The sequence below is a fragment of the Nocardia sp. IBHARD005 genome, assembly GCF_052814245.1.
This window is the reverse complement of record NZ_CP199935.1, coordinates 3,032,022-3,048,425: the sequence shown is the minus strand read 5'-3', so window position 1 is coordinate 3,048,425 and position 16,404 is coordinate 3,032,022. Positions and strand designations below refer to the sequence as shown.

Genomic DNA, 16,404 nt, shown 5'->3' with positions numbered 1-16,404 from the left:
GCAGTGTCGGTTTCGGGCTCAGGTCAGCAGTTGCGCGCCCAGTCCACAGTCACGGCGAGCGCGTCGTCGAGGGGGGTCGGCTTCAGCTGGAGTTCCTCCTCCGAGCGGCTGGAATCGACCACGTACGGCTGGGTCCACTGGTGCAGCACGTCGGCCATCTCCCGCAGATCGGGCACCAGCACACCGCCCGCCCGGACCAGCCACGCCGGAATCGCCCGCGCGCTCACCTTCGCGACACCGGCGACGTCGGCGACTCGCGCGGTCATCTCGGCCATGGTCAGCGGCGGACCGGTGGGAGCGAACAGGAATCGGTTCGACTCGGTGCGGGTCTGCGCCTGCGCGGCCGCGATCACCATCGCTCGCGCCAGGTCAGGGACATAGGTGAACGAGTGCGGCTGGTCGACATCGCCGAGGGCAAGCACGGATTTGCCTGCCAGCACCTTCGGTACCACCAGCGAACCGATGTGCGAGGTCGTCGCGTGCGGGCCGAAGAAGTCCGACGCCGCCACGCTGATCGTCTGCGCCGCATGCGCTTTCCGGTTCCGCAGCAACTCGACCCGGATCAGCGATTTGCCGGTGGTCGCCGTCTGCGGGGAGGTCTCGGTCATCGGCCCCTCCGGTGCCCCGAAGGCGTACATGCTCTCGGGGAAGACGATCGGAATGGACAGCTCGGCCGCGATATCGAGCAAGGCCGCCTCGATGGGTGGCAACTCGGCACGCCAGACCCGCGCCGCGTACTTCGAGCCGTGCACCGCGCAGAAGATGGCTTCGGCGCGGCGGGCCAGCGGTTCGATCTGCTCTGGTACAGACGCATCGGCGGCGGCGAGGGTGGTTCCCGGCAGATCGGGACCGGAACCCGATCGGGTGGCGACCGTCACCGTATGGCCCTGTTCGACAAGTATCGATGTGAGTGCGCGTCCGACCGCGCCGGACCCGATCACCAAGTACTCGGACATCTATTTCCTATCGTCGGCTGTTGTCTCATCGGCTGTGGTCGCCGAAGGTGGCGCAGATGGTGTGGAGGGTGGTCTGATTCGGGTGCGTGGACCTAGTCCCGCACTCGCCAGCCGTCCGGTGCCCGCAATCCGAAGCCGAGCGCGCGGTCGATGCAGATGTGCGCCATCCACGCCAAACCGACGGTGAACCCGGCCGCCGCCTCGGGAACCGTGCTGGGCAGCAGGTACTCGAGCGGACCTGATATCGCATCGCCGAACAGGTCGGGTACCAGGGCGAAGTACAGCAGCACCGCCCATGGCAGCGCGGTGCGATGCGCGAGGTTGTAGTAGGGGACGGCGGCCGGCGCCAGCCGACCCCGCTCAGGCGGTGTGCGGCCGATGAACAGGGTGAGGTCGGGCGCGATCAACGCGATGACTCCAACAGTCAGCGTTGGCTGACCGTGTTTAGCCATCTCGAAAATGGCGAAGGTCAGGCAGAAAAGGCCCGCGATCGCGTAGGCGACCCGGCGAAGCCGACGCTTAGGTGGTGTGGATGCGGAGTCAACAGGAGTTCCGATTGCCGGTGGCATGCGCCAATCCCTTCTCACGTATGGCACATACCGTAATCGCAGAGGGAATACTCTCGCTACTGGACGGATGGCCAATACAGCCAGGTCCCGGACACCGAGCAAAGACTTCAACAAAAGTGATGGATGCCACCGTAGCGGCCGGGCATCATCACCACCGGGGTGATACTCTCGGCCTTCCAATTTCGTAGCGCGAGGGCTACGAAATCAACCTCGACAAAACGGCGGGTCCCGGTGGCGGATTCACTACGACGATTGGTTGTTCTGCGCGCACTCCTGATAACTCCGTCGATCCGCCGGATACCCAGCGATGAGGTCGTGCCAACCCTCATAGACGGGATATCCAAGCGGCTCGGGCGGCGGATCGAGATCACCGCGGCCCCGCTGCCACAGCGAATAAGCGCGGCATGGACGTCGACTGTTTCGATTGAGTTCATCGAATACTCACAGTCAGTTCCACCGGCTAGCGCACTACTGGGCATACTGCACGAGATAGGCCACATCCTCTGCAGGCACGGGACACATGTCGAGGCAGAACATTCGAACGTGACGCCGCTGGCCCCGAGCCTGAGCCCCGAACTGTCCGCACGGCTCCTGCGGCGCGCGAGATCGCCGATAGTGTTCTCTTCGCGCGAAGAGGCCGAGGCGGAACTCTATGCACGCATCATCTACCGAAGAATACTTCGCGCCTACGCGATCGAATGCGCTTCACCCGGCAGTCGCGCCTTCAATCTTGCCGCGGCACCATGGAACGACTGACCGCTGCCCAAAGAACTGTGACGTCAGTCACTCGCGATGCGGCCCGATCGGCGCTGTACTAAAGTAACAATTGGCACCAAATCAATCGGCTACACCCCCGACACGGTCAATAGATTATGCCATTGTCATGGCTCCGATCTTTGCCGATCCTGCGGTGCCCATCGTGACCCGGTTCGAAGAACGCTGTTGTGATTGGACTGAACCATGCATGACGAATTTGCCGTGCCCCGTCCTATCGGGTGCCGATTCGGCATCCTGGGTGAGCTGCGACTACTCACGCCGACAGCGCAACCGGTAGCAATACGAGGCCGCAATGTATCGGCTTTCCTCGGCGCCCTGCTGGCAAACCCCAATACAGTTATTTCGGTGGACCGGCTGATCGATATAATCTGGAACGGAAATCCGCCGGCCCGCGCCAGAGAGGGTGTGCACGTACAAGCAGGCCGAGTGCGGGAAACCATTGCAGCAGCCGAACTCGCGCGCAGTGACCTCACCAGTGAAAACGGCGGCTACCGCCTGGAGATCGATCCCGAATCGCTCGACTGGGTCCGCTTTGAACGAGCCGTGCGAATTGGCCATAACAAATTCCGGGCCGGATCCCTTGGTGGCGCTGTCAGCACACTGAGCCACGCATTATCATTGTGGCGCGGAACCCCATTGGCAGGCATCGCCGATTCGGACGAACTCCAAACTTTTTCCACCACAATGACCGAACTATATCTGAGCGCACGCGAAACTCGAATCGAGTGCATGACAGAACTCGATATGAATCGAGAGGTAGTCTGCGAAGCCACCTCGCTGGTACGTGAACACCCCTACCGTGAGGATCTCTATCGCTATTTGATGATAGCGCTCTATCGCAGCAGGCGACGAACCGATGCACTCATCGTGTATCGGGATCTGCAAAACCTGCTTCGTACCGAACTGGGAATAGATCCGGACCCGATGGTCACCGATGTATTCCAATGCATTCTCCACCAATCGCCGATTCCCCCTGGCACGAGGATCGGACAGCCCGAAAGGCAGGTATATGCAGTCTGAACACCGAATCTGGTTCGTCACCGGCGGCAATGGATTCATCGGCACACATGTGATCAGGGGCCTCGTCGAGCGCGGCATCGAGGTCAAGGCGCTCGCCCGATCCGACCGCAGCGCCGCGAAGATCACCGAACTCGGCGCCACACCGATTCGTGGGGAACTCGACCACACCGCCGAGTGGGCATCCCATCTCGACGACGTGTCCACCTTCGTTCACCTGGCCGCCGCGCATCCCCCGGAATGGCGCCGGAAAGTGTACCGCCGGACCAATGAAGAAGCGCTGCGGGCTGTGGTCGAGGAGTGCGTCCCGCGCGATATCCGGTTCATCCACATCAGCTCGGAAGCAGCGGTGATGGACGGTACGCCCATGGTCGACGTGGACGAGAGCCGCCCGCTCGCGATCGGCGCGAAGGCACTGTATCCGGCATCGAAAGCAGCCGGTGAAGTCATCGTGACCGAGGCATGCCGCCGCGGATTGAACGGCGTCATCCTGCGGCCGCGTTTTGTCTGGGGACCCGAGGACCACAGCCTCGAGGCCGTTGTCGAATCGATCGACGCGGGGAAATTCAAGATGCTCGGCGACGGCAAGCAGTTGACGTCCACCACGCATGTCGACAATCTCGTGCACGCGATCCACCTGGCGGAGTCCGCAGGCGAACGCGGCGAGGCGTATTTCGTCGCAGACGAAGGCACCATCGAATTCGGCACGATGGCCGCGGCAATGGCCAATGCGCTGAACCGGGAACTCCCGTCGGGTTCGGTGAGCTTCGGCGCCGCCCAGAAACTGGCGAAAGTGGTCGAAGCCATCTGGCGGCTGCCCTTCAAGTCCGGTCCACCGCTGACCCTGTCGATGGTGTGGCTGCTCGGTCTCACCGTCACCGTCGACACCACCAAAGCTGCCCGAGACCTCGGCTACCAGCCCGCCACCTCGCGTGCAGCCGGTCTGGAAGCCCTACGCGCCTTCTACTCCGAGAAGATCGAGTCGGCTTAGTTCGCCGGTTCCTCCACCGATAGAACGGATTCATTGTGACTGACGTGCGCGACAGCCCCACCGAAAACGCTCCGACCGACGAGGAGCACGCATCCACTCTTCGCTGCCCCTATCCCTTCACCCGAAACAGCGCCACCGACATTCCGCCGATTTATGACGAACTCCGAGCCGATTGCCCGGTCAAGCCGGTGACCTTCCCCAGCGGCGACCACGGCTTCGTGCTCAGCCGCTACGCCGATGTCAAAGTGGCACTGTCGGATCCGCGCTTCAGCCGTCGCGCGATGCTCGACGAGGGTGCGCCCAAACTCTCGAGCGTGATCTTTCCGCCGAACACCTTGTTCACGACCGATGCGCCGGAGCACACCCGGCTGCGCAAACTGGTGACAGCCGCGTTCACCAACCGCCGGATCACCGAGCTACGCCCCCGTATCCAGGAGATCACCGATTCCCTGCTCGACGCGATGGCCGAAGCGGGATCGCAGGCAGATCTGAATACGGCCTTGTCGTTTCCGATGCCGATCCAGGTGATCTGCGAACTACTCGGCGTTCCGCACGAAGACCAGGACAAGTTCCGGAAATGGTCGGATGCGTTTGTTTCGCTGACGCATATGAGCGACGCGGAGGTGCACGAGAACCGGTTCGCACTGGCGGCATATCTGAAGGACCTCGTCGATTCCCGGCGTGCCGAGCCGCGAGACGATCTACTCAGCGCCCTGACGACGCAGTCCGACGAGAACGGCACACTCAGCGAAGTCGAGGTGGTGATGATGGCGATCACCATTCTGGTGGCCGGTCACGAGACCACGGTGAGTATGACCAGTTCACTCGTGCTGAATGTACTGCGCGACGACGACCTGCGGGAACGGATTCTGACCGCACCCGAGAAGACACTCGCACTGGTGGACGAGCTGCTGCGGGTGAACCCCATCGGAGACGGCGGACCGTACCGCGTCACTGTCGAGGACGTCGAGATCGCCGGTCAGCTGATCCCGAAGGGCAGCGGCGTGATCGCGTCCGTCGCATCGGCCAACCAGGACGACCGGCAATTTCCGCAGGCCAAGTCGGTCGATCTCGAACGGGGCAGCCAAGGACACCTGGCATTCGGCCACGGAATTCACTACTGCCTCGGCGCTAATCTCGCGCGGGTCGAACTCGAAATCGCGCTGAACTCACTGTTCCACCGGTTCCCTGCGATTCGTCTCGCGGACTCGGTCGACAACCTCGCCATGCGGGGCGGAATGCTGGTTCACGGCCTCGAGCGCTTGCCGGTTACCTGGTAGCAGAGGTCACAGCGGCAAGCCGGTTCGCATCTGGGAGGACGTGCGAGCCGGCTTGCCTTTCCCTGTGCCCGGGCGGGCTCAGCGCAGGTCGTCCAGCGGCGGAAGATTCTGCTTGTGCCGCAGATAACGCACGTACTCGAGCACTTCTTCCACATTCTCGTCGGACAGATCCCTGGCCCGGAAGTAGATCTGCTGTACGGGGGTGTCAGCGAGCAACCGCAGCAGTTCGATCTGGCGATCGATTTGGACGCGTAGATCGTCGTCGAAGAAGTAAGTAGCCGGGACGCCGAACCCTGCCGAAATCGCATTGATCGCACTGTAAGACGGATTCGACTTACGGCCCTGGGACAGCTGATAGAGGTATGCCTCGCTGATGTCGTGCCCCTTGGCGGCGGCGGCGTGGCATACCTCTTTCACTGTCATCCGACGGCCGGAGTCGTTCGGCACAGAGTCGAACAGCTGACGGATCCTCTCGGTGAAGTCACCCCCGGTGTGCATGTTCTTCTCACCGTCGGCACTCACGACATCCGCCTTTTCACATACATGCCCCACCCCGATTACCGGCGCGGGCGCCAACTGTTTCCGCAGTTGAGAATACACGCGCAAGAACGATTCGATTATATTATCGTAATAACAATGGTGTTACAACGTTCGGTGTATCAAACATGTCTCACCGCACCACGATCGCTCGAAACACGCTGGGAGCTGCAAGGATAAGCCAGCGCGCTCGGCAAGCCCAAATCGGCAACTGTTGCTAGGGTAATAGTCACTGGGCATGGAGCCGTCCTGTCGGTCCCTGCTCGTTCACCCGCGGTACTGACGAGGATCTGATGGTTGCGCTGTTCAGCTACTTCGCCGGCACGATGGCCCTGCTGCTTGTGCTGTACTTCGCCTCCGGTACGCACAGTCGCCCACTCGCGGCGGCACTGGCCGTCGCGGCGCTGTCCTCGTTCATCTTCCGAGAGCCGGTGGACACGTGGATAACTCAGCACATCTACCCCAAGGTCGGTCACCTCGCGGCGGATTGCTTCATGCTGATCTCGCTCGCTCTGCTGTCCAGCATCGGATCGCCACGCGCACCGCGGCGAAGGATACTGACCCTTACCTACACGATCATCGTCACGTTGTCCGTGATCTTCTTCGCCATACCGCAGCAAGATCTGGTGGATCGGATCTCGGTGCACATGTTCGAAGACCCGCGCTTCTTCGCCTACGCGATGCTGGTGAACATCGGCATCACTGTGCTCGCACTGGTGATGTGGCGCGGCGAGTGGGTGCCCGATCTCGGTGCCACGCCGGTCCTGCTACTCATCAAGACAACGGCATTGCTTGCCATTTTCTATGTCGCGGCGCGCATCCTCGCCCCGTTCGGTGCGCTCACTCCCGCGATCGCGGTCGTGGTGTCTACGGCACTGGCATCGATCCTGAGCGGCGGTCTGGCGCTGGTGGTGATCTGGAACATCACCTCGTTGCGCCGCAACACCCGGCGGCGAACAGCCGATCTCGAAACGCTGCGCGAACATCTCGCCGGGCCGTACCGAATGTCGATCGGTGAATCACTGTGGGCCCGAGTACATCCCACTGCGCGTCTCGTCGATCTGATCGCCGAACTGTCGGACCGGATCGCACTGCTGCCGCCGCATGATCCGATCCGCATCCGTGCGATGGAAGCCGGCTCGGAGTCACTGTGGGGGTCCTCCAGCCGGCGCGGCGGCCTTGCCGCCGGCCATTCGATCGCGGCTGCCGGCGCATCCTTGTTCGCGATATCCCGCAGCGTTCGAGAAGACCACGGCGCGGTGTATCAGGAAAGGCGCGCGGGTAGCTCAGTCTCCTAATTCCGCGAGCATCCTTTGGGCCGCCTCCAATTCGGCCTGCAACTGGGCGACCTTGGCAAGCTGTGCGCCCCTGGCCGCTTCGAGGATCCCCGCCACCACTTCCTCGACCTCCGGGTGCAGGATCTTGGCGGCCTGGGCGACAGCGCCGCTGTTCACTGCCAAGCCCTTCACACTGCGCTTCTTGCCGTTGACGACATCGACGGTCCACTCGCCGTCGGAAGTACCGGTCAGAGTGACGGTCACCTCGGGGGCTTTGACCTTGCGCGCTGCCGTCGTCTTCGCCGGACGTGGGGTCGCGGGCTTGGACGCGGACTCGTCGGGCACGGGCGCGAGCGACCGGGGCGCGGGCGGCGTCGGTGCGGCGCTCGGCGGGGTCGACGGCTGGGTCACAGTGTTGTCCTTTCGGTTGCTCGGCGCGGGGACACTGTCCGGGCGGGTCCGTACGGATCCGCCCGGCGCTACCGTAGTCCCGCGGGCCGGCTTGGTCAGCGTTACCTCGCTCGGGCCGAACGAGAGCACATCTTTGGAACCGGTGGGCCGCACCTGCAGGAAGTCGCCGGCGGACGGGTCGTCGAGCGCGACCACCTTGCCCGACTTCCCCTCGGCGACACCGACAGCGGCGGCGGTGAACCACACCATCGGCGGCTTCCCCTCGGCGAGCTCGCCTGCGATACGCGCGAGCTCGGCGTCGGACAGTACCGGCGGTGCTGATCGGCGGGATGCGGACTTGGTGCTCGGCGAGGACATCGTGGACTCCGGAGGTTGGTGCTACAGCGTGGTCTGTGGCACCGATGATGCCGCACGGCACCGACAAGTTCGCGCCCGAGCCGCCCACACGGCCCGAAAACCCCCTCCTGCGCGGGAATTCCGGGCCGCGACTCCCCTCAGCCGCGAGCGGCGTTACCGCGCGTGGTCGGCCGAATGTTCTCGCGCACCGCGGCCACATCTCGATAGCCGTTGACCGCCATCAACAGGTCCGCTTCGGCGGCGTAGCTGCGCAGCAGATGCACCAGACCGGCCACCCCACCCAGCGCGAGCGCGTACACATACGGCCTGCCGAGCCCGACCATCGTCGCGCCGAGTCCGAGCGCCTTCACCACATCGGCACCCGAACGCACCCCGGAGTCGAACAGCACCGGCACCCGATCATCACAGGCGGCCACCACCGCGGGCAATGTCTCGAGCGCGCTCAGACCACCGTTGGCCTGGCGCCCACCGTGATTGGAGCAGTAGATGCCATCGGCGCCGAAGTCGATCGCCTTGCGCGCGTCCTCGGGATGGGAGATGCCCTTGAGGATCAGCGGCAGATCGGTGATCGAACGCAACCAGCCGAGGTCGTCCCAGGTCAGCGAGTTACCGAAGGTCGCGATCCAGTGCAGGACAATCATTTTGGGGTCGTCGGAGCCGACCATCTGCTGGAAGACCGGGTCGCTGGTGTAGTTCTTCAGCACATGCCCACGCAGCTGGGGGAAGTTTCCGCTGGCCAGATCGCGCGGCCGCCAACCGGGCACCCAGGTGTCGAGAGTGACGGTGATGCCCGCGTAGCCCGCGGCCTCGGCGCGGTGCACCAGACTCTCGGCGAGCTCGCGGTTCTTCGGCGTGTACAGCTGGAAGAACGAAGGCGTGTCACCTGCGTGCGGGCGCACGTCCTCGAGCGGATCCTCCATCAACGTCGAGTACATCGCGGGCACACCGGTGTGCGCCGACGCCTCGGCGACCGCGATGTCACCGTGGCCCTTCTCACCGACCAGACCGATCACTCCCACCGGCGCGAGGAACAGCGGACTCGCGAAGGTGTGGCCGAACGCGGTGACGGTGAGATCGCGCTCGGTGGCGCCCACCAGCATCCGCGGCACCAGACCCCAATCCGCGAAGGCTTCGGCGTTGCGCCGCTGCGTGAGCTCGTCGCCCGCCCCACCGGCGATATAGTTCAGCAACGAATCCGGCAGTGCCGCAGTGGCTTTGCGTTCGAGCGTCGCGTAATCCATGGGAAATTCGGGCTGGATCCCACCGAGCGCGGCCAGGTAGATCTCGTTCTGATAGTCGGCGAACTGACTCATTGCAGCACTTTCGCACGCCGACCGGGGTTCACGGACCGCAGGGGGGATGTAAGGTGCGTCATACTCGAAAATACGAGATTGTGAGTGCCCCTGTCGTGACCGTCGTCGAACACTCGGCTGCGCCCGCCGATCCGGACGCCTTACTCGCCGACCTCTTCCATTGCGATGCCATCCGTCACCTGACCCGCCTCTCGCTCGGGCTGTCCCAGGACTCGATGGATCTGCTGACCTCGGTCACCGATCGACTGCGGGCCGCCGAGGGCGCCCTACGCGATCCACTCACCAGCGACCTCGGCTTCGACTGACCCGCACCGCTGCCGCGCGGTGAGCGCCGCCAGATCGGCGAGCCGATGCGCACGGGCGATCTCCGTGGGGGTGAACGGTTCGTCCGGGCGCACGAAACCCCAGCGACGGCCGTCGCGGTCCAATTCCAGCAGGGTGCCCTCACCCGGTTCGCTCACCTCCGGCGCGAGGTAGCGCGCGGCGAGTTCGTCGAGTACGGCGTCCTCGAGCACCAGCCCTTGACCCGAGGCAACTCCGCCGTCGGCATCTTGACGTTCGTCCTGCACGGCAACTCGTGCGGGCGCGACCCAAGGACAAACCGACTGGCTCGGCGCCTGTCCGGCACCTCCGCCATCGCGCTCGGTGTCATCCTGGGAGTGATGTGCTTCGACCTCACTCAAGTAGGAGATATCCCATGGCAAGCACCACCGTCACCGTCGGCTCCTCGGTCGGCCTGCACGCCCGCCCCGCGGCCCTGATCGCCGAAGCGGTCGGCGCGGCGGGCGTTGCAGTCACCATCGCGGTCACCGGCGGCGACCCGGTAGACGCGGGTTCGGCGCTGATGATCATGACCCTCGGCGCAGGCCAGGGCGCCGAGGTGACCATCACCAGCGACGATCAGCCGACCCTGGACAAGATCGCGGAGCTCGTCGCCAGCGACCTCGACGCCTAGTCTCGAATAACGCGAAAGGCCCGGAACCAGTGGTTCCGGGCCTTTCGTTTGTAGCGGGGACAGGATTTGAACCTGCGACCTCTGGGTTATGAGCCCAGCGAGCTACCGAGCTGCTCCACCCCGCGTCGGTGTGAACACAACATTACACACAGGAGCGCGCGGGCGCCAAATCGCGAGGTCAGCACCAGTTTTTCGACCGATTCGACGAATCCTCACCGTGCAACACCGCACCTCGCGGTCATTGAATGTGTCTGCCATCACATATTCCAGCAACCGCGTGCGTCGGTGGCGAGTTTCGGTGAGCGGCGTCACTATTACCCCGTGATCCCGAACACATAACGGACCAATAACAGACCGACCGGAATCTAGGTATTCCCACTGGCTATGCAGCGTAAACATTGATAAGACGCCTATTTCATTCATAGAATCCGCTCGTTATCAAGATGTGATCGGCATCGATTCATTGGTTAGCGTCTCCCCCATGACTGAGACCCGGAAATTCAGCACCCGTGCCCTTGGCGTCGCCGCCATCACCGGCGCCCTGGTTGCCGTTCCGTTCAGCCTCGCCACCGGCACCGCCTCCGCCGCCGCCTACAACTGGGACGGCGTCGCTCAGTGCGAGAGCGGTGGCAACTGGGGCATCAACACCGGCAACGGCTACTACGGCGGCCTGCAGTTCTCGCAGAGCACCTGGGCGGCCAACGGCGGCCAGGGCTCGGCGCACAACGCCAGCAAGGCAGAGCAGATCCGCGTCGCGGAGAACGTGCTCGCCAGCCAGGGCGTCGGCGCGTGGCCGCACTGCGGCAAGTTCCTGCAGTCGGGCGCGTCCGAGCCCGAGGTGGCCGAAGAGCCCGCCGTCGAACTGCCGGTCGAGCTGCCCGCCGAGGCGAAGACCGATGTCCAGGCTGCCGTCGACCAGGCCACGGCCGCGGGCCAGGCCCTGGCCGACCAGTTCGGTGTTTCGGGTCAGTACCGGGACCTGCTGAACGCCAACGCTCCGCTGATCGCCTCGCTCGGCGGCTGATCCACCGTTCCCCCTGCACAAGTAGGGCCCCGTCATCGTGACGGGGCCCTACTTGCTGTTACGCGGCTGACTAGCGGCCGCCCGCGTCCTGATACGCCTTCACCGCGGCGTCCAGTTCTTCCAGGGCCTTACCGAAATCGGTGAAGTTGCCCGTCCGCATCGCCGTGCGCACCGCCTCGATCTTGCGGCTGAGGTCGGCGGCCGCGGCCTCCTGGGTCGAGCCAACGGGCGGTGTCGTCCCGGGCAGCGGTGTCGTGCCGCCGCTGGGCGGCGTGACAGTGCCCGGGTCGACCGGCGGGGTCGCCCCCGGTTTCGGCTTCACCGACGGATCGCCACCGAACGGGGTCGCCAGCGAGCCCGCACCCGGAATCACCTGGTTCAGCGCCTCGGCCAGTGTCGGCGCGTACCCGACCTTCACGCTGCCCGCCGCGTCGCGATAGCTCACCAGCACGCGAAGCAGCTGCGGGAAGGTCGACGAACCGGTGTTGCGTTCGTTGTAGAACGGTTCGACGTAGAGGATGCCGCCGTCGGCCACCGGCAGCGTGAGCAGGTTGCCGTAGCGGATCTTGTTCGAGTTCGACAGCAGGGTTTTCTCTCGGGACACCGCGTCGGCGGTGGTCATCGAGTTCTGGGTCTGCTGCGGACCCTGGGTCTGGGAGTCGGTCGGCAGCTGCAACACGGTGAACTTGCCGTACCCCTCGGGGTCGGAGCGCACCGAGATGTAGGCCGACAGGAACTGCCGGTTGTAGCCCACCATCGCCGAGGTCAGATTGAATACCGGCTTGGTGGTCTTCGGATCGCCCAGCAGCACGTAGTACGGCGGCTGGTTGAAGGTGCCGCCCTCGATCGTCGGGTCACTGGGTACCGACCAGAACGCGTTGTTGGTGAAGAACTCGCGCGGATTGTCCACGTGGTACTTCGTCAACATGTCGCGCTGGACCTTGAACAGGTCCTCCGGGTAGCGCAAGTGCGCGCGCAGCTCCGGGGAGATCTCGCTCTGCGGCTTCACCGCGTCCGGGAACACCCCGCGCCAGGCCTTGAGGACCGGGTCGACGGTGTCGGTCTCGTACAGGGTGACGGTGCCGTCGTAGGCGTCGACGGTGGCCTTCACCGAGTTACGGATGTAGCTGACCTCCTTGCGCGGGATCACGCGCCCGGTCTTCTTGTCGATGCTGTCCTCGACCGCGCCGTCGAGCGAGGTCGGCTGCGCGTAGGGGTACTTGTCCAGCGTGGTGTAGGCATCGACGATCCACTTGACGCGGCCATCGATCACCGCCGGGTAGGCGTTGCCGTCGGTGGTCAGCCACGGGGCGACCTTCTGCACCCGATCACGCGGACCGCGGTTGAACAAGATCTTGGAGTCCTCGCTGATGGCGGAGGAGAACAAGATATTGCGCTCGGCGTACTTGGCCGCGAAAGCCAGCCGGTTGAACCAGTTCCCGATCGGCACGCCACCGCTGCCGTCGTAGGTGAACTGGGCCTCGTCGGAGTCGTATTCGCGCGGCGCCTGGCCCTCGGCGGTGCCGACGATGGCGTAGTCGGGGTCGGTCTGGGAAATCAGCTCGCCGTAGTAGATGCGCGGCTGGTCGACCTTGATCTGCTGATCCTCGACCTTGGTGAACAGGTCACTCACCATGAACAGCGGATAGCCCGAATCGCTGCCGCCCGCGGCGCTCTGCGCCTCGGACTGCGGCTTGTTCACCCGGTTGGCGGGCGCGGCGACGAACCCGTTGCCGTGGGTGTAGACGGTGTGCTGGTTGATCCAGTCCTTCTGGTTACCCGACAGGGCCTGGGGATGCAGCTCGCGGGCGGCGACGATGTAGTCCTGGAGGTCGCCGTTGAGGTTGTAGCGGTCGATGTCGAGCGACTCGGGGAAGCCGTAGAAGTTCTTGCGCTGCTGCAGCTGAGTGAAGGTGGGCGAGAGGATGTTCGGGTCGAGCAGGCGCGCGTTGCCGATGGTCGCCGCGTCGGCGGGGACCTCGAGCGGGCTCTTCGTGGAACTACCTCGGTAGTCCTGATACTCGACCTTGTCGTCGGTGATCCCGTACGCCTCGCGAGTCGCCATGATATTGCGCTCGATGTAGGGGCTCTCCTTCTCGGCCGCGTTGGGGCGCACCGAGAACTGCTCGACCACCATCGGCCACACCGCACCGACCAGGATCGACGACAGCACCAACAGCGCCGCCGCCATGGCGGGAACCCGCAGATCGCGCAAGACGATTCCGGCGAAGAACGCCATCGCGCAGATCACCGCGATCGAGAGCAGGATCAGTTTGGCGGGCAGCACCGCGTTGATGTCGGTGAACGACGGACCGCCGAAGGTCGGCTCCTTGCGTGTGCTCGACAACAGGTCGTACCGGTCGAACCAGTACGCCACCGCCTTGAGCAGTACGAAGATTCCCGCGATCACCGCGAGCTGTACGCGCGCGGCCCTGGTGAGGGTGCCTTCACGCCCGGCCAGCCGCAGGCCGCCGAACACGTAGTGGGTCACCAGGTTCGCGAAGAACGCGATCACCACGGCGACGAACAGCCAGTTCAGCACCATCCGGTAGAACGGCAGATCGAAGGTGTAGAAACCGATGTCGAGTCCGAACTGCGGGTCCTGCTGACCGAACTCGCCACCGTGCAGGAACAGCTGCACCGTCGCCCAATTCGACTGCGCGACCAGCCCCGACAGCACGCCGAGCAGCACCGGGATGCCGACGCCGAACAGCCGCAGCTTGCTCATCACGGTCGTGCGGTAGCGCGCGATCGGATCGTTGGGCCCGGCGACCGGCACGAAGACCGGACGCGACCGATAGGCCAGCAGTAGCGCCGCCCAGACCACGAGGCCGACGAGCAACGCGACGACCACGAACAGCATCAGCCGCGTGCGCAACACGCCGAGATACACACTGCGATAACCGACCTCACCGAACCACAACCAATTGGTATAGGCATCGGTGAAGCGGGGCCCGAGCAGCAGCAACGCCGCGAGGACGACTGCTGTCACCAGCAGCACACGGCTGCGTCGGGACAACGAAGGTAAGCCGGTGGGGGGCCGCATGCCCACGGTGCCACTCTCCATGCTCCGGCGGTTCCACACCGTTGATCGGCGCAGTCACCGCAGTCCGAATGTTGCGGGCGATCCGTTGCCGGACCGTTGTGGCCCACTCTACGGAAATCGGACACCGTGCAAGCGTCTGGGCCGAAAATGATTGGATGTGCGGGTGACCGAAGACGAGCACGCCGAAGTTCTCCTCGCCCGCTGTGTGCGCGAGGTCGTCGAGTTCGCCGACGCCGAGGGCTGGGGAAACCCGCCGCAGATGTTCGCGTTGGTGCCGACCGCCGACCTGGCCGCGGCCGAACCGGACCTGCAAGACCAGCTCGACGACGGCAGCGAGCTGACCCCAGTCGCCCAGGAAGCCTTCCCCGACGACATCACCGGCGGGTCGATGGCGTTGGACGAGTTCCTGGCCACCACCACCTGGCCGCCCGCGGTCGAAGGCTGCGTGCTGGTGCAGGAGATCGTGGTGCTGCCGCCCGACGCCGAGAGCGATCTCGACGAAGCACTGGTTCCGCTACTCGCCGATGACGAGGCCGCCGACGCGGCTGGGCGCGCCGCCGCGCGCGCGCATCCGGGTCGCCGCGACGCCAGGCTCATCGCGGGTGTGCTGCGCCAGGGCGCCACCCTGTGCCTGCTGCAGATCCGTCCCGAGGACGACGACGGCTTCGGCGATCTCGACCTGCGCACCTACCCCAACCTGGCACCGGGCCTGGTCGAGGCCCTGCACCACACCTTGGAGTAGCCGCCCTCGTGTTCTCGGCGCGCCTGCGCCGATGGACTGACCGAAGGGTGCGACGAAGGAGTACCCGTAGGGAGGGAAGAGGTGGAGTTCAGCGCCGAGAACCGCGGCGCCAGCCGCCAAGATCAACCGCAGCCGATCGCCTCGCGGCCCGCGTTGATCTCGGCCAGTCCGGCGATCGCGCTGTCGAGGGTGTCGACCTTCACCAATCGCAGGCCCTCGGGAGCCCGCTGAGCGGCTTCGTTGCAGTTGTCGGCGGGGACGAGGAACGTTTCCGCGCCTGCCTCGCGCGCCGCGATCATCTTGTACTGGATGCCACCGATCGGGCCGACCTTGCCGTCCTCGTCGATGGTGCCGGTGCCCGCGACGAACCTGCCGCCGTTGAGTTCGCCCGGCGAGAGCTTGTCGATCAGCGACAGGCTGAACATCAGCCCGGCCGACGGCCCGCCGATATCGGCGAGGTTGAACTCGACCTGCAGCGGCGGACGTCCACCTTCGCCGGGGGTGATGCCGAGGTAGCCCCTTGCGTCGTCATCGGGACGGGGCGCCAGGGTGATCTGGCTGGTCTGCTCGGCGTCGCCGCGACGGTAGACCACGCTGATGGTCGCGCCGGGAGCCTTGGTGCCGACGATGTCGATCACGTCCTTGGGCGTGGTGATCGGGGTGCCGTCGATGCTGATCAGCTCGTCGCCGACGTCGAGCACGCCCTTGGCCGGACCCTCTTCACCGAGTCCGCGGACCAGCACGACGGTCGGCATCTTCAGGTAGTGCAGCGCGGCGACCTCGGCATCGCTCTCGGAATCCTTGAAGTCCTGCTGATTGGACTTGTCGACCTCCTCGCGCGACACGCCGGGCGGGTACACCTCGGCGCGCGGCACGAGGCCGTGCTCACCGCTGACCCAGAACCCGAACGCCTCGAACAGGTTCAGCCCGTCGCGCACCGACACGGTCGTCATATTGAGGTGCCCGCTCGTGGGATCCAATGGTGCGCCGGTGACATCGACCACCTGCTTGCCCTCGACCTGGCCGAGGGTGTCGAAGGTAGGGCCGGGGCCGAGGGCGACGAACGGCACGGTGACCACGCTGCCGGCCACGCCGAGCACGAGTACAGGGACGAGGGCGACGATCAGGGTGAGGATCCGACGATTCACTCGG

At 64.8% G+C, this 16,404-nt stretch carries 18 protein-coding genes and 1 tRNA gene; 9 read left to right on the top strand and 10 right to left on the bottom strand.

The features are described 5' to 3' along the window. Positions 1–23 precede the first annotated feature (23 nt). From ACTWPB_RS14240 to ACTWPB_RS14230, 3 genes are all read right to left on the bottom strand, one after another. Positions 24–956 (bottom strand): NAD-dependent epimerase/dehydratase family protein, encoded by a 933-nt coding sequence (locus ACTWPB_RS14240; RefSeq protein WP_446226109.1) that lies wholly within the window; start codon positions 954–956, stop codon positions 24–26. Between the two features lie 92 nt (positions 957–1,048). Beyond that, entirely contained in the window at positions 1,049–1,525 is a 477-nt protein-coding gene (locus ACTWPB_RS14235) for a DUF4260 family protein (RefSeq protein ID WP_446226108.1), read from the bottom strand. A gap of 107 nt (positions 1,526–1,632) precedes the next feature. Further along, the gene (locus ACTWPB_RS14230; protein ID WP_446226107.1) at positions 1,633–1,959 is read right to left on the bottom strand and encodes a hypothetical protein; all 327 of its coding nucleotides are present in this window, start codon (positions 1,957–1,959) and stop codon (positions 1,633–1,635) included. 109 nt (positions 1,960–2,068) lie between these two features. On the opposite strand from ACTWPB_RS14230, the gene ACTWPB_RS14225 reads away from it, so the two are divergent. The 4 genes from ACTWPB_RS14225 to ACTWPB_RS14210 all read left to right on the top strand — a co-directional run bounded on the left by ACTWPB_RS14225 (position 2,069) and on the right by ACTWPB_RS14210 (position 5,590). Next, positions 2,069–2,281, top strand: a complete 213-nt coding sequence (locus ACTWPB_RS14225; RefSeq protein WP_446226106.1) for a hypothetical protein — start codon at positions 2,069–2,071, stop codon at positions 2,279–2,281. A 366-nt stretch (positions 2,282–2,647) separates the two neighbouring features. Further along, positions 2,648–3,322 (top strand): AfsR/SARP family transcriptional regulator, encoded by a 675-nt coding sequence (locus tag ACTWPB_RS14220; RefSeq protein ID WP_446226105.1) that lies wholly within the window; start codon positions 2,648–2,650, stop codon positions 3,320–3,322. Next, positions 3,312–4,310, top strand: coding sequence for an NAD-dependent epimerase/dehydratase family protein (locus tag ACTWPB_RS14215; RefSeq protein WP_446226104.1), 999 nt, complete (start codon positions 3,312–3,314; stop codon positions 4,308–4,310). The genes ACTWPB_RS14220 and ACTWPB_RS14215 overlap by 11 nt, the downstream gene beginning before the upstream one ends. A 35-nt stretch (positions 4,311–4,345) precedes the next feature. Next, positions 4,346–5,590 carry a cytochrome P450 gene (locus tag ACTWPB_RS14210; RefSeq protein WP_446226103.1) on the top strand — a complete coding sequence of 415 codons (1,245 nt, stop codon included), beginning with the start codon at positions 4,346–4,348 and terminating at the stop codon, positions 5,588–5,590. A 78-nt stretch (positions 5,591–5,668) separates the two neighbouring features. Here the strand turns inward: ACTWPB_RS14210 and ACTWPB_RS14205 are convergent, their stop codons facing one another. Next, entirely contained in the window at positions 5,669–6,112 is a 444-nt protein-coding gene (locus tag ACTWPB_RS14205; protein WP_446226102.1) for a helix-turn-helix domain-containing protein, read from the bottom strand. 308 nt (positions 6,113–6,420) lie between these two features. Between ACTWPB_RS14205 and ACTWPB_RS14200 the strand changes: the two genes are divergently transcribed. After that, positions 6,421–7,425 (top strand): hypothetical protein, encoded by a 1,005-nt coding sequence (locus tag ACTWPB_RS14200; RefSeq protein ID WP_446226101.1) that lies wholly within the window; start codon positions 6,421–6,423, stop codon positions 7,423–7,425. On the opposite strand, the gene ACTWPB_RS14195 is transcribed toward ACTWPB_RS14200, so the two are convergent. Both ACTWPB_RS14195 and ACTWPB_RS14190 read right to left on the bottom strand, forming a co-directional pair. Next, positions 7,414–8,172, bottom strand: a complete 759-nt coding sequence (locus ACTWPB_RS14195; protein WP_446226100.1) for a DUF6319 family protein — start codon at positions 8,170–8,172, stop codon at positions 7,414–7,416. The two genes, ACTWPB_RS14200 and ACTWPB_RS14195, sit on opposite strands and share 12 nt — an antisense overlap. 137 nt (positions 8,173–8,309) lie before the next feature. Continuing rightward, on the bottom strand, positions 8,310–9,485 hold the full coding sequence (locus tag ACTWPB_RS14190; protein ID WP_446226099.1) for an alpha-hydroxy-acid oxidizing protein: 1,176 nt from the start codon (positions 9,483–9,485) through the stop codon (positions 8,310–8,312). A gap of 80 nt (positions 9,486–9,565) precedes the next feature. Between ACTWPB_RS14190 and ACTWPB_RS14185 the strand changes: the two genes are divergently transcribed. Then, entirely contained in the window at positions 9,566–9,790 is a 225-nt protein-coding gene (locus ACTWPB_RS14185) for a hypothetical protein (protein ID WP_446226098.1), read from the top strand. Here ACTWPB_RS14185 and ACTWPB_RS14180 read toward each other — a convergent pair. Further along, the gene (locus tag ACTWPB_RS14180) at positions 9,752–10,054 is read right to left on the bottom strand and encodes a hypothetical protein (RefSeq protein ID WP_446226097.1); all 303 of its coding nucleotides are present in this window, start codon (positions 10,052–10,054) and stop codon (positions 9,752–9,754) included. The genes ACTWPB_RS14185 and ACTWPB_RS14180 overlap by 39 nt on opposite strands. A 128-nt stretch (positions 10,055–10,182) precedes the next feature. Here ACTWPB_RS14180 and ACTWPB_RS14175 point away from each other — a divergent pair, with 128 nt between their 5' ends. Then, positions 10,183–10,440 (top strand): HPr family phosphocarrier protein, encoded by a 258-nt coding sequence (locus ACTWPB_RS14175; protein ID WP_446226096.1) that lies wholly within the window; start codon positions 10,183–10,185, stop codon positions 10,438–10,440. A gap of 51 nt (positions 10,441–10,491) precedes the next feature. On the opposite strand, the gene ACTWPB_RS14170 is transcribed toward ACTWPB_RS14175, so the two are convergent. Next, positions 10,492–10,565, bottom strand: a tRNA-Met gene (locus ACTWPB_RS14170). 356 nt (positions 10,566–10,921) lie between these two features. Between ACTWPB_RS14170 and ACTWPB_RS14165 the strand changes: the two genes are divergently transcribed. Then, complete coding sequence (locus tag ACTWPB_RS14165) at positions 10,922–11,464, top strand: transglycosylase family protein (protein ID WP_446226095.1); 543 nt, start codon at positions 10,922–10,924, stop codon at positions 11,462–11,464. 70 nt (positions 11,465–11,534) lie between these two features. Here the strand turns inward: ACTWPB_RS14165 and ACTWPB_RS14160 are convergent, their stop codons facing one another. Then, on the bottom strand, positions 11,535–14,516 hold the full coding sequence (locus tag ACTWPB_RS14160; protein WP_446226094.1) for a UPF0182 family protein: 2,982 nt from the start codon (positions 14,514–14,516) through the stop codon (positions 11,535–11,537). A gap of 157 nt (positions 14,517–14,673) precedes the next feature. On the opposite strand from ACTWPB_RS14160, the gene ACTWPB_RS14155 reads away from it, so the two are divergent. Further along, positions 14,674–15,252 (top strand): PPA1309 family protein, encoded by a 579-nt coding sequence (locus tag ACTWPB_RS14155; protein ID WP_446226093.1) that lies wholly within the window; start codon positions 14,674–14,676, stop codon positions 15,250–15,252. A gap of 122 nt (positions 15,253–15,374) precedes the next feature. Here ACTWPB_RS14155 and ACTWPB_RS14150 read toward each other — a convergent pair whose 3' ends face one another. Continuing rightward, on the bottom strand, positions 15,375–16,400 hold the full coding sequence (locus ACTWPB_RS14150) for a YlbL family protein (protein ID WP_446226092.1): 1,026 nt from the start codon (positions 16,398–16,400) through the stop codon (positions 15,375–15,377). Positions 16,401–16,404: the final 4 nt, after the last annotated feature.